This window comes from Stenotrophomonas mexicanensis (genome assembly GCF_032911605.1).
GTDB classification, from domain to species: domain Bacteria; phylum Pseudomonadota; class Gammaproteobacteria; order Xanthomonadales; family Xanthomonadaceae; genus Stenotrophomonas; species Stenotrophomonas maltophilia_A.
This window is the reverse complement of record NZ_JAWJTG010000030.1, coordinates 31,684-48,365: the sequence shown is the minus strand read 5'-3', so window position 1 is coordinate 48,365 and position 16,682 is coordinate 31,684. Positions and strand designations below refer to the sequence as shown.

The window sequence follows — 16,682 nt, the reverse complement described above, 5'->3', positions numbered from 1 at the left end:
GCTGAGGGCGCCGCTGCGACAGGTAAGGTAGCGACGCCGAGCGTTCTGTTTCGTAGGGAGACCTGCCATGTTCACCACTCTGGCCGCCGTGCTGGTGGCACTGGCCCTGGGCCATGTTGCCCCGGCCGCTGCCGCCTCGCTGCGCCGTTTCGACGGCTTCCGGCGTTGGCTGGGCTGGCTGGACGCGCGCGGTGGCAAGGCCTGGCAGGGGCCGGCAGGCGTTGCCCTGGCACTGCTGCCGCCGCTGCTGCTGATGGCGCTGCTGGCGTGGTTGCTGCGTGGGGTGCTGTTCGGCCTGCCGTCGCTGCTGCTGGGCGTGGCGGTGCTGGCGTGGTGCTGGGGCCCGCGCGATCTGGACCGCGATATCGAAGCGATCATCGATGCCGATGACGCGGCGACGCGCCAGGCCGCGGTGCGTAACCTGCAGGCGGCCGGTGGCAGCCTGCGCGAGGACATTCCGTCACTGGTCGAGGCAACCGTGCTCAACGCCTTGCGGCGCTGGTTCGCGGTGCTGTTCTGGTTCCTGCTGCTGGGCCCGGCCGGTGCGCTGGGTTACCGACTATTGGCGTTGATGGCGGAAAGCCCGATGCGCGCCCGCGTGCCGGTGGAGCCGCTGGCACTGGCGCAGCGCCTGCTGGGCTGGATCGAGTGGCCGGTGGCGCAGCTGATGGCATTCTCGATGGCGCTGGTGGGCAACTTCGATACGGCGTGGAAGGCCTGGCGCCAGGCCCACGGCGAGCGCCTGGCCGGCAACATCGGCTTCCTGGGCGCGGTGGCGCGGGCCAGCGTCAACGCCGAGCTGCGCGAGGATGCGCATGATTACACCGAGGCGGGGCTGTTGCCGGTGTGGCAGCGGTTGCCGGACCTGCGGGATGCGATGAGCCTGGTGTGGAGGATGCTGCTGCTGTGGCTGGCGATCCTCGCCCTGCTGGTGATTGCAGGCTGGGTGACGTAGTTGCTTTGCAGGGCTTGCAGCCCTGCACCTGCAGAAGCAACAGCAACAGTAACAGCAGCTCTGGATTGGTGATGGTTGAGCGGGGCGGTGTGGGGCTGCAGGACACGCCGTAAACCCGTCCTTGGGGGCTCGATGGCGCCATCCATGGCGCCAACGGTCCCGCCAGCCCACCCCGACCCAACCCTCTCGGCATTCCTGTGACGGACGGCAAGAGCGTTGGGTTTCCAAGTGGGAAGAGGGGGCAGATCCGTTTTCCTGCGGAAAGCGAATCTGAACCCGGAAGCGGTGCTGTTGCTCTTGCTCTTCCTTCTTCAATCCGGGGTGGACGCGCACGGAAACTGTCCGTGGCCGGGAGGGTGGGCTGCGCAGGGGCGTGAGCCGCATGGATGCGGCGACCGAGCTTACATGGACGTACTTGCAGCGGCCCCTGCGCAGCCCACCCTCCCGGCCAACCCTCAGTAGCCACGCGCCTACCGCGACCACCCCGAGGGGCATCGCCGTTGGCTGGATATCCAGATGCCCCGTAAACGAAAACGCCCCAGCGCAGGGCCAGGGCGTTCTCGTACTTCAGGTCAGGCGGGCATCAGAATTCCTGCCAGTCTCCATCAGCCAGTTCGGTGGCCATCGGGCGGCCGCCTGCAGTGCGTCGGGCCTGTGGGGCGACCGGAGCCGGTGCGACCGGTGCGGCGGCACGTGGTGCCGGCGCTGCAACTGCCTTGCGGGGGGCGGCCACGACCTCGGCTTCGTCGACCACGAAGATCGAGACCGCCTCGCTCAGGTGGCCCGCCTGTTCTTCCATCGCACGTGCGGCGGCGGTGGCTTCTTCCACCAGCGCGGCGTTCTGCTGGGTGGTTTCGTCCATCTGCACTACGGTCTGGTTGACCTGCTCGATGCCAGCACTCTGTTCCTGCGAAGCCGCGGAGATCTCGGCCATGATGTCAGTCACGCGCTGCACCGAGGCGACGATCTCGCCCATGGTGGCGCCGGCCTTGTGCACCAGCGCCGAGCCGTCGTTGACCTTGCCGACGGAGTCGTCGATCAGGCCCTTGATCTCCTTCGCGGCAGCGGCCGAGCGCTGGGCTAGGGTACGCACTTCGCTGGCGACCACGGCGAAGCCACGGCCCTGTTCACCGGCACGCGCGGCCTCAACCGCGGCATTCAGTGCCAGGATGTTGGTCTGGAAGGCGATGCCGTCGATGACCGAGATGATCTCGGCGATCTTCTTCGACGAGGCTTCGATGGCCGACATGGTGGTGACCACCTGGCCGACCACTTCACCGCCCTGCGAGGCGACGCCATGCGCGCCGATGGCGAGCTGGTTGGCCTGGCGGGCATGCTCGGCGTTCTGGCGCACGGTGGAGGTCAGCTCCTCCATCGAGGCGGCGGTTTCTTCCAGGTTGGCGGCCTGCTGCTCGGTGCGGCGCGACAGGTCACTGTTGCCCGAGGCGATCTCGCCGGCGGCCGAGCTGATCGCGCGGCTGGACTGCTTGATGCGGGTGACGATCTCGCTCAGCTGCGCGGCGGTCGCGTTGGCGTCGTCTCGCATACGGGCGAACACGCCCTGGTAATCGCCGTGCATGCGCACGGTCAGATCACCCTGCGACAGCGCGGCGAGCAGGCCGGAGATCTGTTCTATGCTGCCGGCGTTGGCGTCGAGCAGGCCGTTGATCTGCTGGGCCAGCTGCAGGAAGAAGCCTTCCTTGTCGCTGGAATCGATGCGGCCGGACAGGTCGCCGGCAGCAGCCTGGGCGATCACGCGGGCCACTTCGGCTTCCACCTGCGCTTCCTGGGTGCGGTCGCGCCATTCCACCACGTAGCCGACGGTGTCGCCGCCTTCATTGCGGATGGTCGAGACCACCTGGGCGAACTGGGCGTCGCCGTACTGCATCGGGCGACGGGCGACGCCGTGTGCCTTCAGGTTGCCCAGCAGGGTCTGGTCCATCTCGCCGCGATGCTCCAGCACGGTGACCGGCTTGCCGATCAGCGAGGCTTGTGCGTCGAAGTCCGGCAGGTCGCGGCGCACGTCGTCCTGGTACTGGCTCAGGGTCTGTTGCAGGGCGCGATTGGTGTAGACGATGGTATTGCTGGTGTCGGTCAGGTACACGCCGGTGGAGCTGTAGTCCAGCGCGGTGCGGATGCGCAGGTTCTCGCGGGCGATGGCCTGGTCGGTTTCGGTGCGCTCGCGCAGGTCGCGCTGCATGCGCTGCATCGCCTGCATCAGTTCGCCCACTTCGTCCTGGCGGCTGACGTCGATGTGGCCATCGAGCTTGCCGCCGGCCACATCGTTGGCAACCGAGACGGCGCCGCGCACGCTGCCGACCAGGGCACGGGCAAACAGCCAGACCAGCACCAGGCCGAGTGCGGCGCCGCCCAGCAGGGCGATCACGGTCAGCACGGCCGAGGCGGAGTAGGTGGATTCGGCCTCTTCGCGCGAGGCGCGGGCGAGGCGGTTGTCTTCGGCGATCAGCGCTTCCAGCGCCGAAGCGGCCTTGCGGTGCTTGGTGCGGGTCTCGCCGACGAAGGTATCGATGGCGTCGTCCGGCAGGTCCAGTTCCAGCATCTCGGTGACGCTGTCATAGGAGGCCAGGGCGTCCTTCCATTCCTTGGCGAAGGTGTCGAACAGCTTCTTCTGCTGTGCGTTGTCGACCAGCTTCGGATAGTCCTTGATCGACTTGTCCATGCTGGTACGCAGCTCGACGGTCTGCTTGCGTGCATCAGCCTTGACGTCGTCACTGGCGCGGATCAGCTGCTGGTAGGCGGCGTTGCGGTATTCACCCAGCATGCCGCGCATCTCGCCGGCCATGCGGATGCTCTCCATGCGAGAACCCGCCAGCTCGGTGGTGACGTTGTTCAGCGAGTGCAGGCCGCGATAGGCGACGATACCCTGCAGCAGCATCACCAGCAGGAGGACCCCGAAGGTCAGCAGCAGCTTCGGCATCAGTTTCAGGTTGTTGATCCACGGCATGGGCGTTGCGAGCTCCTAAGGCAGACGCGCCCGGGCATCGGGCCCGGTTGCAGCAGAAACCACGCCGGCACCAGGTCCGGCGTGGTTCGACGGACAGCGGATTACTTGATGTTGGCCAGCTTCAGGCCGGCCGGCGAGCTGACTTCGATTTCGGCGCGCGAGGCGTCGCGCTGGATCTTGCCGATCACGCAGACGGTCTTGCCTTCCAGGGTTTCCAGCGGGAAGGAGAACTTGCCGCGGTTCTCGCCAGCGATGCGGGCCGAGAAGGTGTGGCGCGGGAAGGCGCCGCCCATGTACAGGAAGGTCGGCTGGCCTTCGGAACCTTCTGCGTAGCGGGCCTTCTCGACCTTGCCGCAGACCATGCCGTCCTTGCCGACCGAGCGCGGTGCCAGTTCCGGCGGGATCATGTCGGCCGACTGGGCGAACGCGGCGGAAGCAGTGGTGGCCAGGACAGCGGCCGAAACGAACGCAAGCAGGGACTTCATCGAGGTGTATCTCCGGGGATGGTGATGGTCGTTCCGGTTCTGCGCGCTCCTGCGCGACCGGCTTCTGTCCCCCTATCGGCACTGCCGGAGGGAACTGAAGGGGTTTGTGACCAGAACGTGAAGCAGGTCCGTTCGATCAGGCAGCGGCGTCTTCAACGATGCTGGCCTGGCCCATGTCGGCGCTGTCCAGCAGAGTCTCGATGTCGAGCAGGATCAGCATGCGGTCGTCCTGCGTGCCGATGCCGGAGATGAAGCGGGTATCGACGGCGGCGCCGAATTCAGGGGTCGGGCGGATCTGCTCGGCCGACAGCGGGATCACGTCCGAGACGCTGTCGACGACGATGCCGACCACGCGGTCGTCGACGTTCAGCACGATCATCACGGTGAAGGCGTCGTAGCGGGCATCGTCCAGGCGCAGCTTCAGGCGCAGGTCGATCACCGGGACGATGGTGCCGCGCAGGTTGATCACGCCCTTGATGTAGTCCGGTGCATCCGGGACCCGGGTGACCGCGTCATAGCCGCGGATTTCCTGGACCTTGAGGATGTCCACGCCGTAGTGCTCGGCACCGAGGGTGAAGCTGAGGAATTCGCCACCGGCGCTGGCGGCGGAGCTGGTCTTGTCGTTCATCGAGGGGTCCTGGTTCTGCCGGAAGTCCCGGTGTCAGGCTCGATATCGGCCCCTCGTCGGGGGACTTTAGGTGCCGGGGGAAGGCATCCACGCATGGCGTGGATCTACCGGGGAAGATGGGGGCATCCACGCATGGCGTGGATCTACACGGGAAGCGGTAGTGCCGGCCGCTGGCCGGCAACCTGGCAACAATGTGGATACGGCCATTGCCGGCCAGCGGCCGGCACTACCTGTCCGGAGGCCTCACAGCTCGCCGTTGCGGCGCGCCTTGCGCTGGCGGTCGATGCGGAAGATGTAGCGCTGGATGGCACTGTCGGCGCCACGCGGCAGGATGTCGAAGCGCATGCCCACGCGCTTGATCTCGATGCCATTGGGTTGGCGCTGCGGCAGCAGGTTGCAGACGACCAGCTCGATCTCCAGGTCGGGGCCGTCGGGCAAAGACAGCATCGCCGGGTAGCGCTTCTGCAGGCTGAACACCGCGCAGTCGGTAGGTACGGCCACCGCCAGGCCGCCGCCGCTGATGTCCACCACCCGCATCGACAGCGCTTCGGCACGGCTCTCGCCGGCGGGGATCAGCAGCTGGGGTGAATCGGTCACTGGCGTCTCCAGCCGGTACATCTCACGTCGCTGCAGATGGACCAGTTCGTCCGGCAGAGGGGCACGGAAGGCGACGTGGCCGTCGTTGTCCACACGCTGCAGTGCCTGCAGGCGGAACCGAACCAGCACACGTTCGAGCTGGGCAAAGCACAGCAGATGGTCGGCCTGTTCGGCGGCGCGGTTGGACGCCTCCTGCGGGCTGCCATCGAGCAGCAGGGTGTCGTCGTCCTCGTCGAGCTCAAGCAGCGCGGTCGGGAACGAGCGGTCGCGGCCGTCGATATGCGCATTGATCAGTGATCGCTGGTCGATCAACGATCGCAGCAGCTGCCGCAGCTGGCGCGGATTACGGACCAGGAAACGTTCGTCAGCGGCATCAGCCGCGTGGACATCATGCACTGCAGTGTCGTTGCCGTCGGACATGGAATCTACGGTCAGGGGCGGGCGCCAGCACGCGTTGGCGCGAGGCTCGATGGGGATATCGGCTACTGTGCCCGATTATGAAGTGAGAATTGCATCACTTTCCATGCGTCAGGGGTCGGATCCCTTTCCCGAAGGAAAGGGATCCGACCCCGGGTACATCAGAACTCCTGCCAGTCGCCGTCTGCGGCCAGCGCCGGCTGGGCCGTCGCCGTGCGCAGCGTACGCGCCGGGACCGGCTTTGCGGCCGGTGCGGCGGCTGCGACCTGGCGCGGTACCGGTGCCGCCAGTGGGCGTGCCGGGATGGCCGTCGTGCCCTGTGATGCCAGCCGGAAGCGGGCCACGGCTTCACCGAGCTGCACGGCCTGGTCTTCCATTGCACGTGCGGCAGCGGTGGCTTCTTCCACCAGCGCAGCATTCTGCTGGGTGGTCTCGTCCATCTGCACCACGGTCTGGTTGACCTGCTCGATGCCCGCCGACTGCTCGCGCGAGGCTGCCGAGATCTCGGCCATGATCTCGTTCACTCGACCGACCTGGCCGACGATTTCCTGCATGGTGCGGCCCGCGCCGTGCACCAGCTGCGCACCGGCACCGACCTGCGCCACCGAGGCGTCGATCAGCTCCTTGATCTCCTTGGCCGCGCCTGCCGAGCGCTGGGCCAGCGCACGCACTTCGCTGGCGACCACGGCGAATCCGCGGCCCTGTTCGCCGGCACGCGCCGCTTCCACCGCCGCGTTCAGCGCCAGGATGTTGGTCTGGAACGCGATGCCATCGATTACCGAAATGATCTCGGCAATGCGCTGCGAGGAGGCCTCGATCTGTTCCATGGTCTGCACCACCTGGCTGACCACCTGCCCGCCTTCGCTGGCCACGCCCGCTGCGGAGCCGGCCAGGGTGTTGGCCTGCAGCGCGTGGTCGGCATTCTGGCGCACCGTGGAGGTCAGCTCTTCCATCGAGGCCGCGGTCTCTTCCAGGTTCGCCGCCTGCTGCTCGGTGCGGCGCGACAGGTCACTGTTGCCGGCGGCAATCTCACCCGCCGCCAGGCGGATGCTGGCCGCCGACTGCTGGATCTGGCCAACGATCTGGGTCAGCTGCTGCACGGTGCTGTTGGCATCGTCGCGCATCACCGCGAACACGCCGTGGAAGTCACCCTGCATGCGCGCGCTGAGGTCGCCTGCGGCAATCGCGCGCAGCAGCGTCGACAGCTCGGCCAGGTTGTGGTCGCTGACCTGCATCATGGTGTTGAGGGTTTCCACCATGCGGCGGAAGTCGTGGTCGAAACGCAGCGTGTCGCCGCGCACCGCAAAATCGCCGGCGGCGGCGGCAGCGGCCAGCTGCTGGATCTGATCGTTGATCGCAGCCAGGTTGCTCTTGGTAGTGGCCATTGCAGCGGTGAACACCGCCTTCTCGCCCGGCAGCGCTTCCATGTCCACGCTCAGGTCACCCACCGCATAGCGTTGCATCACGTCGACCAGGCGCTGGGTGACGGCGTTGCTGGAGGCCACCAGCTTGTTGCTGTCAGCCACCATCCGGCCGTACTCACCCGGGAACGCCGAGGCGTCCATGCGGTAGCTGATTTCACCGGCGTCATGGCGACGCGCCATTTCCGCCTGCGCCGCCATCACCGACTGCAGCTGCCCCCGCATGCCCTGCATCGCGTCCAGCAGGCGGCCCACTTCGTCGTTGCTGCGTGCCGGCAGGGTGCTGTCCAGCTTGCCCGCGGCGACGTCGCCGGCCACGCGCACGGCTTCGGCCAGTGGGCGGATCGCCAACCGGCGCAGCAGCACATAGACACCGGCACTCAGCGTCAGCGCGGCCACCACACCAACCAGCAGGGTCAGCCACAGCAGCTGGCGCGCCTCGGCCACGATCACCGCGTGCGGCATCACCACACCCAGTGCAAAGCGCTGCGGCGCATCGCCCACACGCAGCGGCACGTATACGCGCACGTTGCCGGCGGCATCCGGAGTGAAGGCTTCGAACCGGCGGTCGGCGGCGATGTCTGCCAGCATGCTGCGGGTCAATGCGTCGCCACGCGGCTTGCCGATTTCGGCGGCATTGGCCGAGGCCAGCACCACGCCATTCGGCGAGAGCAGTTCGACGCGCCCGGCGCCCATCGGCTTCAGCGTGGCCAGGTGCTTCTGCAGCGCCGCCAGCGAGAAGTCCACAGTGAATACACCGAGGAACCGGCCGTTTTCGATGATCGGCGTGCTCAGCGTGCTCATCAGCACCTGCTGGCCACCGATGTCGTAGGCGTAGGGCTCGCTTACCTTCGCCAGCTTGTCGCGGCTGGGCACCATGTACCAGTCACCGGAGCCACTGGCCGTCTCGGTGTAGTCGGTCATCGTCGACTGCTGCGGCTTGCCGTCGTGCCAGGCCCAGTAGCTCATGTAACGACCGGTGGCATCGTGCGCTTCGGTGTTGACGAACTCGGCATCCTTGCCATCGAAGGCGTCGGCCTCCCACATGGTGCTCTTGCCCAGCCACTCGGGGTGGGTGCGCAGCTGCTCGCCCAGCACGGCAGCCAGGCTGGCACGGTCCGGAACATCGCCGCGCGCGCGCTGGGCGAGCACGGCCTCGACCATGGCGTCGTTGCTGGCAAAGGCGGTGCCCAGATCGGCCGCGACCTGGCGGGCTTCGGCGGTGGCTTCGCTGGCCATGGTCTGGCGCGAGGCGTCGATCAGGCTGGCGCTGGCCTGGCGGTAGATCAGGAACGCAGTCAGGCCGAAGCACAGCAGCGCGATCGCAGCGGTGCCCAGCATCAGCTTGTGGGCGATGCTGCCCGGGCGGCGGGCAGCGGCGGAACGGGGAGAAGGCATGGAAGGATCCGCAAGGCAGTTCAGGACGACCGGCACCGCGAGGGCACCGCGCAGGTGCGCGATCCGTCGCGCAGGCCACCGGCCGCCGGGACACGCCCGGCGCTGGAAGCGCACCGGGTTAGCGGCCGCCTGCGAACGAGGTTGAGGCGGTCCATCTGCACATTCCTGAACCTGCTCAGGGTCGGGTCAGGAACCCGCCCGGCTGCCGCCCTATTCGGCCACGCGGTCCTTGATCCATTCCGCCCGCGGCAGCACCTCGATGCTGCCAACCGCGTACTGCTGCAGCACGTCGTCCGGGCCGAAGCGCGGCTGCCAGCCCAGTGTGCTGCGCATCAGTGCACTGTCGTAGACGCGGTCAATGCTCAGCGGCAGCGGCCAGCCACGGCGCTCGAACTCGGCCAGCAACTGCGGGGCGCGGCGGGCCAGCACCCTGCGCGGCTGGGTCGCCAGTTCCAGGCAATCCTCACGCAGGAACGGCGTCGGTGCGCAGGCAATGTAGCGTGCGAAGGCAGCGCCCTCATCGTGCAGCAGCGCGGCATGTGCGCTGGCCACGTCGCGCGCGTCGATACCGCGGTGCAGGCGGAACATCGCCATCCGCTCCGGTGGCTCGGGGAAACAGCGGGCCATGCGCAGCACGCGCACGCTGAAGCCCGGCGCCGCAGCGGCTTCAGCCAACGCCTCGGCCTGCAGCTTGCTGCGATGGTAGATGGTGCGTGGCAGCGGCTCGGTATCTTCATCGATCCAGCGGCAACCGCCCGCCACCACCGCATGGCCATACAGCGCCGTGGTGCTGGTCAGCACGAAGCGGCGTGCACCGGCCTCGCGGGCAGCCTGCAACAGGTGTGCAGTCGCCTCCACATTGATCTGCTGGAATACCGCATCCGGCACCAGGCCGACATGGGGTGCGTGCAGGGCGGCGGTATGGATCACCGCGTCGACGCCCTGCACTGCCCGGATCACGGCCTGACGATCGGTGACATCGGCAATGATGCGGGTGGTGGCGAATGGGCTGCGATCCAGCCCCACCACTTCGTGGGCCGCCGCCAGCGCGCCGAAGATCGCACGCCCGATCCGCCCGGAACTGCCGGTCAACAGAATCTTCATTGAGTCCATTCACTCGAAGCGCCCGGGAACTACCGGGATGCATCGATTCTAGGCACGCTGCATGTCGTCTGCGATAGGGCGCGGTTGCAATTGTGCGTTCATTCTGGCGATGCCGATCGGGCCAGCAGCTGCCGGGCGACGAACAGCGGATCGTCACCGCCTGCTGCATCAGGCGTGACGCCGGTGCGTTCCCAGTTGGTTCCGGTACGGAGGTTGATCGGCTGCCGGTCGGGAATGCTGATCTGATAGCCATCCGGCAGCAGCACAGGATCATCGAACATATGTGCCGCACCGCCACTTCGACTACCAACGACACGTGCCCGCCCCTGCGCCTGCAGCGAGTACGCGACGAATTCGGCGGCCGACCCGGTGCGGCGGTCGATCAGCACCACCAGCGGCTTCAGGTACAGCCCCAGGCTCGCCGGTGGCAACGGTACCGGACTGCGCTGGCCACGGCGTTGCAGTGACTGCACCTGGGTGATCTCCGCCGCCAGCAGGGTCCGCACCAGCAGGTCCGCACTGCCGTCATCGCCACCACCGTTCTGGCGCAGGTCCAGCACCAGGCCGTCGGTGTCGGCCAGCAGGGTGAAGGCAGCAGCCAGCTTCGGCCGGGCCAGATCGAGCGGATAGAAGGTGCTCAGGCGCAGGTAACCGATGTTGCCTTCCAGCACCCGCACCTCGCGCACGCCCGCACCATTGCTGCGCGCATCCGCGCGCCAGGCCATCAGCCAGTCGTCCTGGCCGGCGCGGGCATCCACCCGCTCGACATGGAAGTGGCCATCGAACACGTCCAGATCCTGGTTCAAGCGTGCGCTGAACGCCTTGGGGTCCGCGCAGCTGTCCACATAGCGCTGCTGGGTGGACCAGCCGCGCACGGCCTCGGCAATGTGCGCGCCTTCGGCCACGTCCAGGTACTGCGCCTGTATCGCCGTGGCCGCCGCCTGCAGCACCGCGTCCTGGGCCGGGCAGGACGCCGCCAGCAGCGCGCCCAGGATCCACGAAACTGCCATGACCGCACCCTATGTTGATGATATGTAAGTGCTTATATATCATCACCACCATGGATCTCCAACATGCCACCCTGGGAACACTGGTGCGGGCCCTGCTCGACCAGCTCGACCCGGCGGTCGAGCAGGCCTACCGCGACCTGAAGCTGGACTACCGGCCGCGCTACACCCCGGTGCTGCGCACGCTGCTGGCGCAGGGACCCTGCCGCATCAAGGATCTCGCACTGGCCTGCGGGCTCAGCCATTCGGCGCTCAGCCAGACGGTTTCAGCAATGGTGCGCGACGGCTGGCTGCACGCTGCGGTCGGTGAAGACAGCCGCGAGCGCATCCTGCAGCTGAGCCCGCGCGCGTTGCAGGCGTTGCCGGCGCTGCAGGCGCAGTGGCAGGCCACGGCACGCGCGGCGCGCAGCCTCGATGCCGATCTTGGACAGTCATTGGAGCAGGTGCTGCGCGACGCACTGCAGGCGCTTGAACGGCGGCCGTTCGCACAGCGACTGCGTGGCACGCCCCAACGCTGAGGCGCTTACTGCTCGGCCGCCATCTCGATTTCACTGAGGAACGTCCAGCTGCCATTGGCCAACCGCAGCTCCAGCGTGCGGCACTGCGCGGCCAGCGGCGCGGCGTTGCCCAGCACGTATTCCTCTTCGGTCGAACCGCTCAGTCCGGCCTGGGGGAATGGCGCCGACAGCACACCGATCTTCACCGCAGCGGCGCCCGGCTCGGCACACATCACCTCCACAGCTGTCGGCGTGACGATGCCCCACTCCGGGCGGGTCATCGTATGCAGGCCGATCCAGTCCACCCGCCGGCGCTGGCCCAAGTCGATGGTGATGCTGGCGTTGCAATGCACGCCTACCCAGCCGGCATCCATCGGGTTGCGCGGATCCCCCACCCGGCGATCGAACAGTTCATGCCCGGTGCTGTCGGGATAGTTTGCATCCGGCGCCACGCTGTAGCTGTAGGTGGTCTGCACCGGATCGACACTGTAGGACGCACCGAGCCCATACAGCCCGCGATAGGTGTTCATCAACCGCGGAGATTCGGCATAGCCCTGGCCGGGGCCGACCACCTCGGACATGTGGTACTGGTTGAGCCAGGCAACGCGCTTGCCGGCCGAACGCGCGCTCCACAACTGCTGGTTGATGCGCTGCACCGACGCGGAGCGATAGGCACCGGACAATCCGTTGCCGGTTTCCAGGAACAAGGGACTGCCATGGTTGAACAGTTCGATGTCGGCCCACAGGCCGCTGGCCCCCAGCGCCACCGACAGCGCCTCGTAATACGCCTCGGTGGAATGACCCGGGCGATCCCACTGGAACAGGCGTGCATGCGAGGCGGCGCCGATGCCGTCCTGCCAGATCTGCACATCCACGCCGGTGGCCGTACGGAACTGTGCAGCAGCCCGGCCCACGCTGGCCGGATCCACGCTGGATGACGCCAGGTAGGGGGCCACCATCACCGGCCGCGAGGGTGTACTGCCTTTGAGCGCCGTCACGATCGCACGGTAGAACGGCGCGCGATCAGCCGGCACCTGTGCTGGCTCGTCGGTGATGTACCAGCCAGCGAACGCCGGATGCGATCCGTACTGTTGGCCCAGCTGGGCCAGCGACTGCGCCGCATCCTGTGCCACGGCCGTTGCGTTCTGCCCCTGCCAGAAGGTGGCGCACTGCCCCGAGCTGTAGGTGGTGCCGACCACGACCTTCATGCCGCGCGCGGCCGCCGCATCGAGCACGGTGCCGAGCTTGCCGGGAAAGCCGGCAATCCATTCGAAATCCTGCACGCCGCTGGCGCAGCCCACGCCGGCACGGGTGGCACGCACCTGACCGAGGATGATCGTGTCGTTGCCCAGGTCCTGCAGTTCATCCAGGAACAGCGGCAACTGCGCGGCCGGCAGTTGTTCGTCGCTGCCCGAGTAGCCAACGTGGACGAAGCTGCCGGACAACAGAGGGCTGGCTGCGTGGACGGGAGCGGTACAGGCCAGCACTGCGATCAATCCAATCCTGTTCATGTTCTACGTCCCTGTCGTGGCCAGGCGAGTGGCGTTGTTGCGCATCCTATCAACAGCAACGGTGGCCCCATCATGATCACCGGTGGATGCACGTGTGCTTCTACGCAACACTCCATCCTCACTGTGTTCCTGCGGCCCTGCTGCCGCAGTTGAGCGAGATCGCGGCAGCGAAGGCAGCGCCCGCCTGAATGGCTGCCTGATCAGCCCCGTGCGCAGGGCGCGTGAAAACCGGGGCGAAGATGGCGACCTGGACTTAGCGTGCGATGGCCAAGCATGGATGCCGTCGTCTACGAAGGCGACGCCCACACCGCAGGAGATTTCACATGACTGAGCAGAACCCGCGCAGCTCCAACCGGGGTTTCGCATCAATGGACCAGGAAAAGCAGCGCGCGATCGCTGCCAAGGGCGGGCGCGCCGCACATGCCTCCGGGAACGCGCATGAATTCAGTCCGGCCGAGGCACGTGTCGCAGGCCGCAAAGGCGGCGAGGCGATCAGCCGCAACCGCCAGCACATGGCCGAGATCGGTCGTGAAGGTGGACACGCTCGCCACGCCAATGCGCGCCAGCAGCAACAACAGCCTCAGGAGATCGAACGCACGGCAGCGGGTCCGCAACGCCAGCAGGGCTGAATGCAGCGCGTCAGGCCGGTGCGCGCTGCCGATACAGCCCGAGCGCCGCAAGCAGGGCCAGCGCACCGGCCACAGCCATCGCCCATCCGAAACCACTGGCCATCGCACTGCGATACCACGTCAGCATCTGCGGCGTGGCGTGCATCGAGCCCGGTTGCAGGATCAGTTCGCGCGCCTGTGCCACCAGCCCCCGCTGCCCGGCCGCCTGCGCGGACGCGGCGAACTGCTGCACGGCGCGCTGGCCCATCAGGCTGCCCAGCAGCGCGATGCCCAGGCTCATGCCTGCCTGACGTAACGCGTTCATCGTGGCTGAGGCAATACCCGCGCGCTCGACCGGCGCGCTGGCCATGACCGCCATGCCGGTCGCCGGCACTGCCAGCCCCATTCCAATGCCAAGCAGCACCAGCACAGCACTGGAATAGGCGTGCGAAGTAGCCGGTTCGAACGTGGCCATCGCGCACAGCGCCGCCCCGGCCAGGGCATAGCCCAGCACCAGCGCGGCGTGCAGCCCGAGGTGGGCGACCAGACGCCCGAACAACAGCGAGACGGCACCCATCAACAGGAACTGCGGAGCCAACTGGGAGCCTGCCAGCGCAGCGTTGTGCCCCTGCGCCTGCTGGAAGAACAGCGACAGGAAGAACAGGCTGGCATAGGCAGTGAAGCCCAGCACGAACGAGGCCAGGTTGAACATGCCGAAGCGGCGGTCGGCAAACAGGTCCAGCGGCAGCAATGGGCGTGCCACCCGGCGTTCGACGATGCCGAACAGGATCAACCCGGCAGCTGCCACGCCCAGCGCCAGCAGCGTCACCGGGGCCAGCAGGCCATGCGCGCCGATCGCGATCAGGCCATAGCTCAGCGCACCCAGCGCGACGACGCTGAGCAGCTGCCCGGCAGGGTCCAGCGCAGCGTGCTGCGGATGCCGCCGCTCCGGAATTCCCCAGGCGCCCAGCGCCAGCGCGAGCAGGCCCAACGGCAGGTTGATCAGGAAGATGCTGGGCCATCCGACGCGCTGTACCAGCACGCCGCCCAGCAGCGGGCCAAGCACCAGAGCCAGCGCACTGAACGCCGACCAGCCACCGATCGCACGTGCACGTTGGCGCGCGTCGGGAAGCGCGTGGCTGAGGATCGGCATTGCGGCGGGAATCAACAAAGCGCCCGCGATGCCCTGCACTGCACGCCCGGCTACCAGGGTCGCAAGATTGCCGGCACAGGCGCACAGCAGCGACCCCAGCGTGAAGGTGGCGACGCTGAGCAGCCACATCCGCCGATGACCGTAACGGTCCCCAAGCGGCCCCGCCGACAGCATCAACGCCGAAAGCGCGATTGCATACGCATTGATCACCCACTGCAGGCCGGCCATGTCGGTATTCAACGCCTGCTGCAGGGTCGGCAGGGCGACGTTGACGATGCTGATGTCCAGCGAGGCGAGGAATGTGCCGAGGTAGGCCGCCAGCACCAGGGCCGGCCGCTGGAAACGTCGCATGTACGGTTCCCGGGGGAATGATGTGCGCGCATCGTAGCCACTGACTGACCGTCGGTCAATGACTGACGGTCAGTCGGTGCCACAGGCCAGTTAGAATGGCTTCCGTCGCACCCGGATCCCTCCCACATGCAGACCCCAGCTGTCGCCAGGCCACGCACCAAACCTGCGGAAACCCGCCAGGAAGAACTGATGGACGCCGCGCAGGCGCTGTTCCTGTCAAAGGGAGTGGATGCCACCACCATCAGCGACATCGTCGCCGCAGCCGACGTTGCCAAGGGCACCTTCTATACCTACTTCGCCTCGCGCACCGAGATCCTGCAGGCACTGGCGCAGCGCTACACCCAGCGTTTCATGGAAGACGTCGACCGCGCCGTGCAGCAGTACCCGACCCGCGATGGCGTGGCGCGCCTGCGCGCCTGGATCCGCGCCAACATCGAACTTTATGTGCGCACCCATGCACTGCACGACGTGGTGTACGCCAACCATCATCACCACCAGCGCGGCAACGCCGAACGCAATGCGATCCAGCAGCAACTGCTGGGCATCCTCGAAGCAGGCAATGCCGCAGCTCTGTGGCAGCTTCCAGCGCCCAAAGTCACCGCCTCGTTGATCTATGCCGGCGTGCACGGCGCCACCGACGACCTGATCGCCGCACCCGCACAGGATGCCGAAGCCTTCATCGGCGCCGTGGTGGACGATTGCCTGCGCATGGTCGGCGTGCCACCAACCGGTGCCAAACGTCGCTGACGGGCTTTCTGCTGCTCAGATGTGGGCGAGGATGTTCAACAACCGCCCGAACGGGTCACGGACGAAGAAGCGGCGCACACCCCAGGGCTCATCGGCGGGGCCATATTCCAGCGGGATGCCGGCCGCGCGCATGCGCTCCAGTACCTGTTGCAGATTGTCCACTTCTATCGACAGGTCCGGCACTGCGGTGCCAGACCCGCCTTCGCTGGCAAAGCTGACCTGCGCCAGCGCGCTGCCCTGCCCGCCATGGGTGACGATCCAGCCGTGGTCCATCACCACCGGCATGCCCAGCAGCTCGCCATAAAACGCTGCGGCACGCGCAGGGTCAGGCGTGGCGATGTTGGCGACGACACGTTTGACGGCCATGTGCGGCGGCTCCGATGCGATTCCCCATCCTCGCCGCTGCGTGCATGGCCTGCAAGCGGGCGGCGCTGAAACAGAAGAGCCCCGTCAGGGACGGGGCTCGTCACCAATCCTGCATTGCCACTGCTTACACAGCGCCGCAGCGATCCATGATGCAACGATCGTATTCGTACTGGCATTCCATCGCATCAACGCCACCGGACAGACACGCCTGGTAAGCCTTCCAACAGGGAAGATCGCATGGCGGAATCGGCCCAGCCACAGCAACCGAACCGCTGCAGGCCAAGGCGAACACCGCACCCGCGATCATTTTCCTGAAAGTACGCATCGACATCACTCCTTGATAAGCCTGGTGAGCCCAGGCCGGGCCACGGTAGCGAGACCTCCGGGAGATGGAGTGAACGCCAGCGTCACGCCCAATTAACGTGTTCATAAAATTCCTGCCACATAGCTGGGGGGTATCGCCGTGCCTTGG

The 16,682-nt window shown here is 67.0% G+C and carries 15 protein-coding genes; 4 read left to right on the top strand and 11 right to left on the bottom strand.

Going from position 1 to position 16,682, the window contains the following annotated elements; all coding sequences use genetic code 11:
* Positions 1 to 67: 67 nt before the first annotated feature.
* On the top strand, positions 68 to 955 hold the full coding sequence (ampE, locus tag R1L06_RS13795) for a regulatory signaling modulator protein AmpE (RefSeq protein WP_032127176.1): 888 nt from the start codon (positions 68 to 70) through the stop codon (positions 953 to 955).
* 583 nt (positions 956 to 1,538) lie between these two features.
* Here ampE and R1L06_RS13790 read toward each other — a convergent pair.
* From R1L06_RS13790 to R1L06_RS13760, 7 genes are all read right to left on the bottom strand, one after another.
* Positions 1,539 to 3,920: a methyl-accepting chemotaxis protein gene (locus R1L06_RS13790; protein WP_317217979.1), complete on the bottom strand. Its 2,382-nt coding sequence runs from the start codon at positions 3,918 to 3,920 to the stop codon at positions 1,539 to 1,541.
* 101 nt (positions 3,921 to 4,021) lie between these two features.
* Positions 4,022 to 4,405 (bottom strand): hypothetical protein, encoded by a 384-nt coding sequence (locus tag R1L06_RS13785; protein WP_010482470.1) that lies wholly within the window; start codon positions 4,403 to 4,405, stop codon positions 4,022 to 4,024.
* A gap of 136 nt (positions 4,406 to 4,541) precedes the next feature.
* Positions 4,542 to 5,033: a chemotaxis protein CheW gene (locus R1L06_RS13780; RefSeq protein WP_317217978.1), complete on the bottom strand. Its 492-nt coding sequence runs from the start codon at positions 5,031 to 5,033 to the stop codon at positions 4,542 to 4,544.
* 243 nt (positions 5,034 to 5,276) lie between these two features.
* Complete coding sequence (locus tag R1L06_RS13775; protein ID WP_032129226.1) at positions 5,277 to 6,050, bottom strand: flagellar brake protein; 774 nt, start codon at positions 6,048 to 6,050, stop codon at positions 5,277 to 5,279.
* Between the two features lie 158 nt (positions 6,051 to 6,208).
* On the bottom strand, positions 6,209 to 8,866 hold the full coding sequence (locus tag R1L06_RS13770; protein WP_317217977.1) for a methyl-accepting chemotaxis protein: 2,658 nt from the start codon (positions 8,864 to 8,866) through the stop codon (positions 6,209 to 6,211).
* A 210-nt stretch (positions 8,867 to 9,076) separates the two neighbouring features.
* On the bottom strand, positions 9,077 to 9,970 hold the full coding sequence (locus R1L06_RS13765; RefSeq protein ID WP_164080613.1) for an NAD-dependent epimerase/dehydratase family protein: 894 nt from the start codon (positions 9,968 to 9,970) through the stop codon (positions 9,077 to 9,079).
* Positions 9,971 to 10,068: 98 nt separating this feature from the next.
* Positions 10,069 to 10,980 carry a S41 family peptidase gene (locus tag R1L06_RS13760; protein WP_032128585.1) on the bottom strand — a complete coding sequence of 304 codons (912 nt, stop codon included), beginning with the start codon at positions 10,978 to 10,980 and terminating at the stop codon, positions 10,069 to 10,071.
* A gap of 50 nt (positions 10,981 to 11,030) precedes the next feature.
* On the opposite strand from R1L06_RS13760, the gene R1L06_RS13755 reads away from it, so the two are divergent.
* On the top strand, positions 11,031 to 11,495 hold the full coding sequence (locus tag R1L06_RS13755; RefSeq protein WP_317217976.1) for a MarR family winged helix-turn-helix transcriptional regulator: 465 nt from the start codon (positions 11,031 to 11,033) through the stop codon (positions 11,493 to 11,495).
* 5 nt (positions 11,496 to 11,500) lie between these two features.
* Here R1L06_RS13755 and R1L06_RS13750 read toward each other — a convergent pair whose 3' ends face one another.
* Positions 11,501 to 12,985: a DUF4434 domain-containing protein gene (locus R1L06_RS13750; RefSeq protein WP_317217975.1), complete on the bottom strand. Its 1,485-nt coding sequence runs from the start codon at positions 12,983 to 12,985 to the stop codon at positions 11,501 to 11,503.
* Positions 12,986 to 13,308: 323 nt separating this feature from the next.
* On the opposite strand from R1L06_RS13750, the gene R1L06_RS13745 reads away from it, so the two are divergent.
* On the top strand, positions 13,309 to 13,614 hold the full coding sequence (locus R1L06_RS13745; protein ID WP_032128582.1) for a KGG domain-containing protein: 306 nt from the start codon (positions 13,309 to 13,311) through the stop codon (positions 13,612 to 13,614).
* Positions 13,615 to 13,624: 10 nt separating this feature from the next.
* On the opposite strand, the gene R1L06_RS13740 is transcribed toward R1L06_RS13745, so the two are convergent.
* Positions 13,625 to 15,097 (bottom strand): MFS transporter, encoded by a 1,473-nt coding sequence (locus R1L06_RS13740; protein ID WP_317217974.1) that lies wholly within the window; start codon positions 15,095 to 15,097, stop codon positions 13,625 to 13,627.
* Positions 15,098 to 15,223: 126 nt separating this feature from the next.
* Here R1L06_RS13740 and R1L06_RS13735 point away from each other — a divergent pair, with 126 nt between their 5' ends.
* Positions 15,224 to 15,844, top strand: a complete 621-nt coding sequence (locus tag R1L06_RS13735) for a TetR/AcrR family transcriptional regulator (RefSeq protein WP_317217973.1) — start codon at positions 15,224 to 15,226, stop codon at positions 15,842 to 15,844.
* 15 nt (positions 15,845 to 15,859) lie between these two features.
* On the opposite strand, the gene R1L06_RS13730 is transcribed toward R1L06_RS13735, so the two are convergent.
* A complete protein-coding gene (locus R1L06_RS13730) occupies positions 15,860 to 16,210 on the bottom strand; it encodes a VOC family protein (protein WP_317217972.1) in 351 nt (116 codons plus the stop codon).
* A 124-nt stretch (positions 16,211 to 16,334) separates the two neighbouring features.
* Positions 16,335 to 16,535 (bottom strand): hypothetical protein, encoded by a 201-nt coding sequence (locus tag R1L06_RS13725; protein WP_080291777.1) that lies wholly within the window; start codon positions 16,533 to 16,535, stop codon positions 16,335 to 16,337.
* Between the last annotated feature and the right edge of the window lie 147 nt (positions 16,536 to 16,682).

Bases quoted from the DNA above. Each gene is read 5' to 3' on its own strand.
- R1L06_RS13735 (WP_317217973.1), top strand. From the start codon at position 15,224: ATGCAGACCCCAGCTGTCGCCAGGCCACGCACCAAACCTGCGGAAACC.
- R1L06_RS13750 (WP_317217975.1), bottom strand. From the start codon at position 12,985: ATGAACAGGATTGGATTGATCGCAGTGCTGGCCTGTACCGCTCCCGTC.
- R1L06_RS13760 (WP_032128585.1), bottom strand. From the start codon at position 10,980: ATGGCAGTTTCGTGGATCCTGGGCGCGCTGCTGGCGGCGTCCTGCCCG.
- R1L06_RS13780 (WP_317217978.1), bottom strand. From the start codon at position 5,033: ATGAACGACAAGACCAGCTCCGCCGCCAGCGCCGGTGGCGAATTCCTC.
- R1L06_RS13725 (WP_080291777.1), bottom strand. From the start codon at position 16,535: ATGCGTACTTTCAGGAAAATGATCGCGGGTGCGGTGTTCGCCTTGGCC.
- R1L06_RS13755 (WP_317217976.1), top strand. From the start codon at position 11,031: ATGGATCTCCAACATGCCACCCTGGGAACACTGGTGCGGGCCCTGCTC.
- R1L06_RS13775 (WP_032129226.1), bottom strand. From the start codon at position 6,050: ATGTCCGACGGCAACGACACTGCAGTGCATGATGTCCACGCGGCTGAT.
- R1L06_RS13740 (WP_317217974.1), bottom strand. From the start codon at position 15,097: ATGCGACGTTTCCAGCGGCCGGCCCTGGTGCTGGCGGCCTACCTCGGC.
- R1L06_RS13790 (WP_317217979.1), bottom strand. From the start codon at position 3,920: ATGCCGTGGATCAACAACCTGAAACTGATGCCGAAGCTGCTGCTGACC.
- R1L06_RS13765 (WP_164080613.1), bottom strand. From the start codon at position 9,970: ATGAAGATTCTGTTGACCGGCAGTTCCGGGCGGATCGGGCGTGCGATC.
- ampE (WP_032127176.1), top strand. From the start codon at position 68: ATGTTCACCACTCTGGCCGCCGTGCTGGTGGCACTGGCCCTGGGCCAT.
- R1L06_RS13770 (WP_317217977.1), bottom strand. From the start codon at position 8,866: ATGCCTTCTCCCCGTTCCGCCGCTGCCCGCCGCCCGGGCAGCATCGCC.
- R1L06_RS13785 (WP_010482470.1), bottom strand. From the start codon at position 4,405: ATGAAGTCCCTGCTTGCGTTCGTTTCGGCCGCTGTCCTGGCCACCACT.
- R1L06_RS13730 (WP_317217972.1), bottom strand. From the start codon at position 16,210: ATGGCCGTCAAACGTGTCGTCGCCAACATCGCCACGCCTGACCCTGCG.
- R1L06_RS13745 (WP_032128582.1), top strand. From the start codon at position 13,309: ATGACTGAGCAGAACCCGCGCAGCTCCAACCGGGGTTTCGCATCAATG.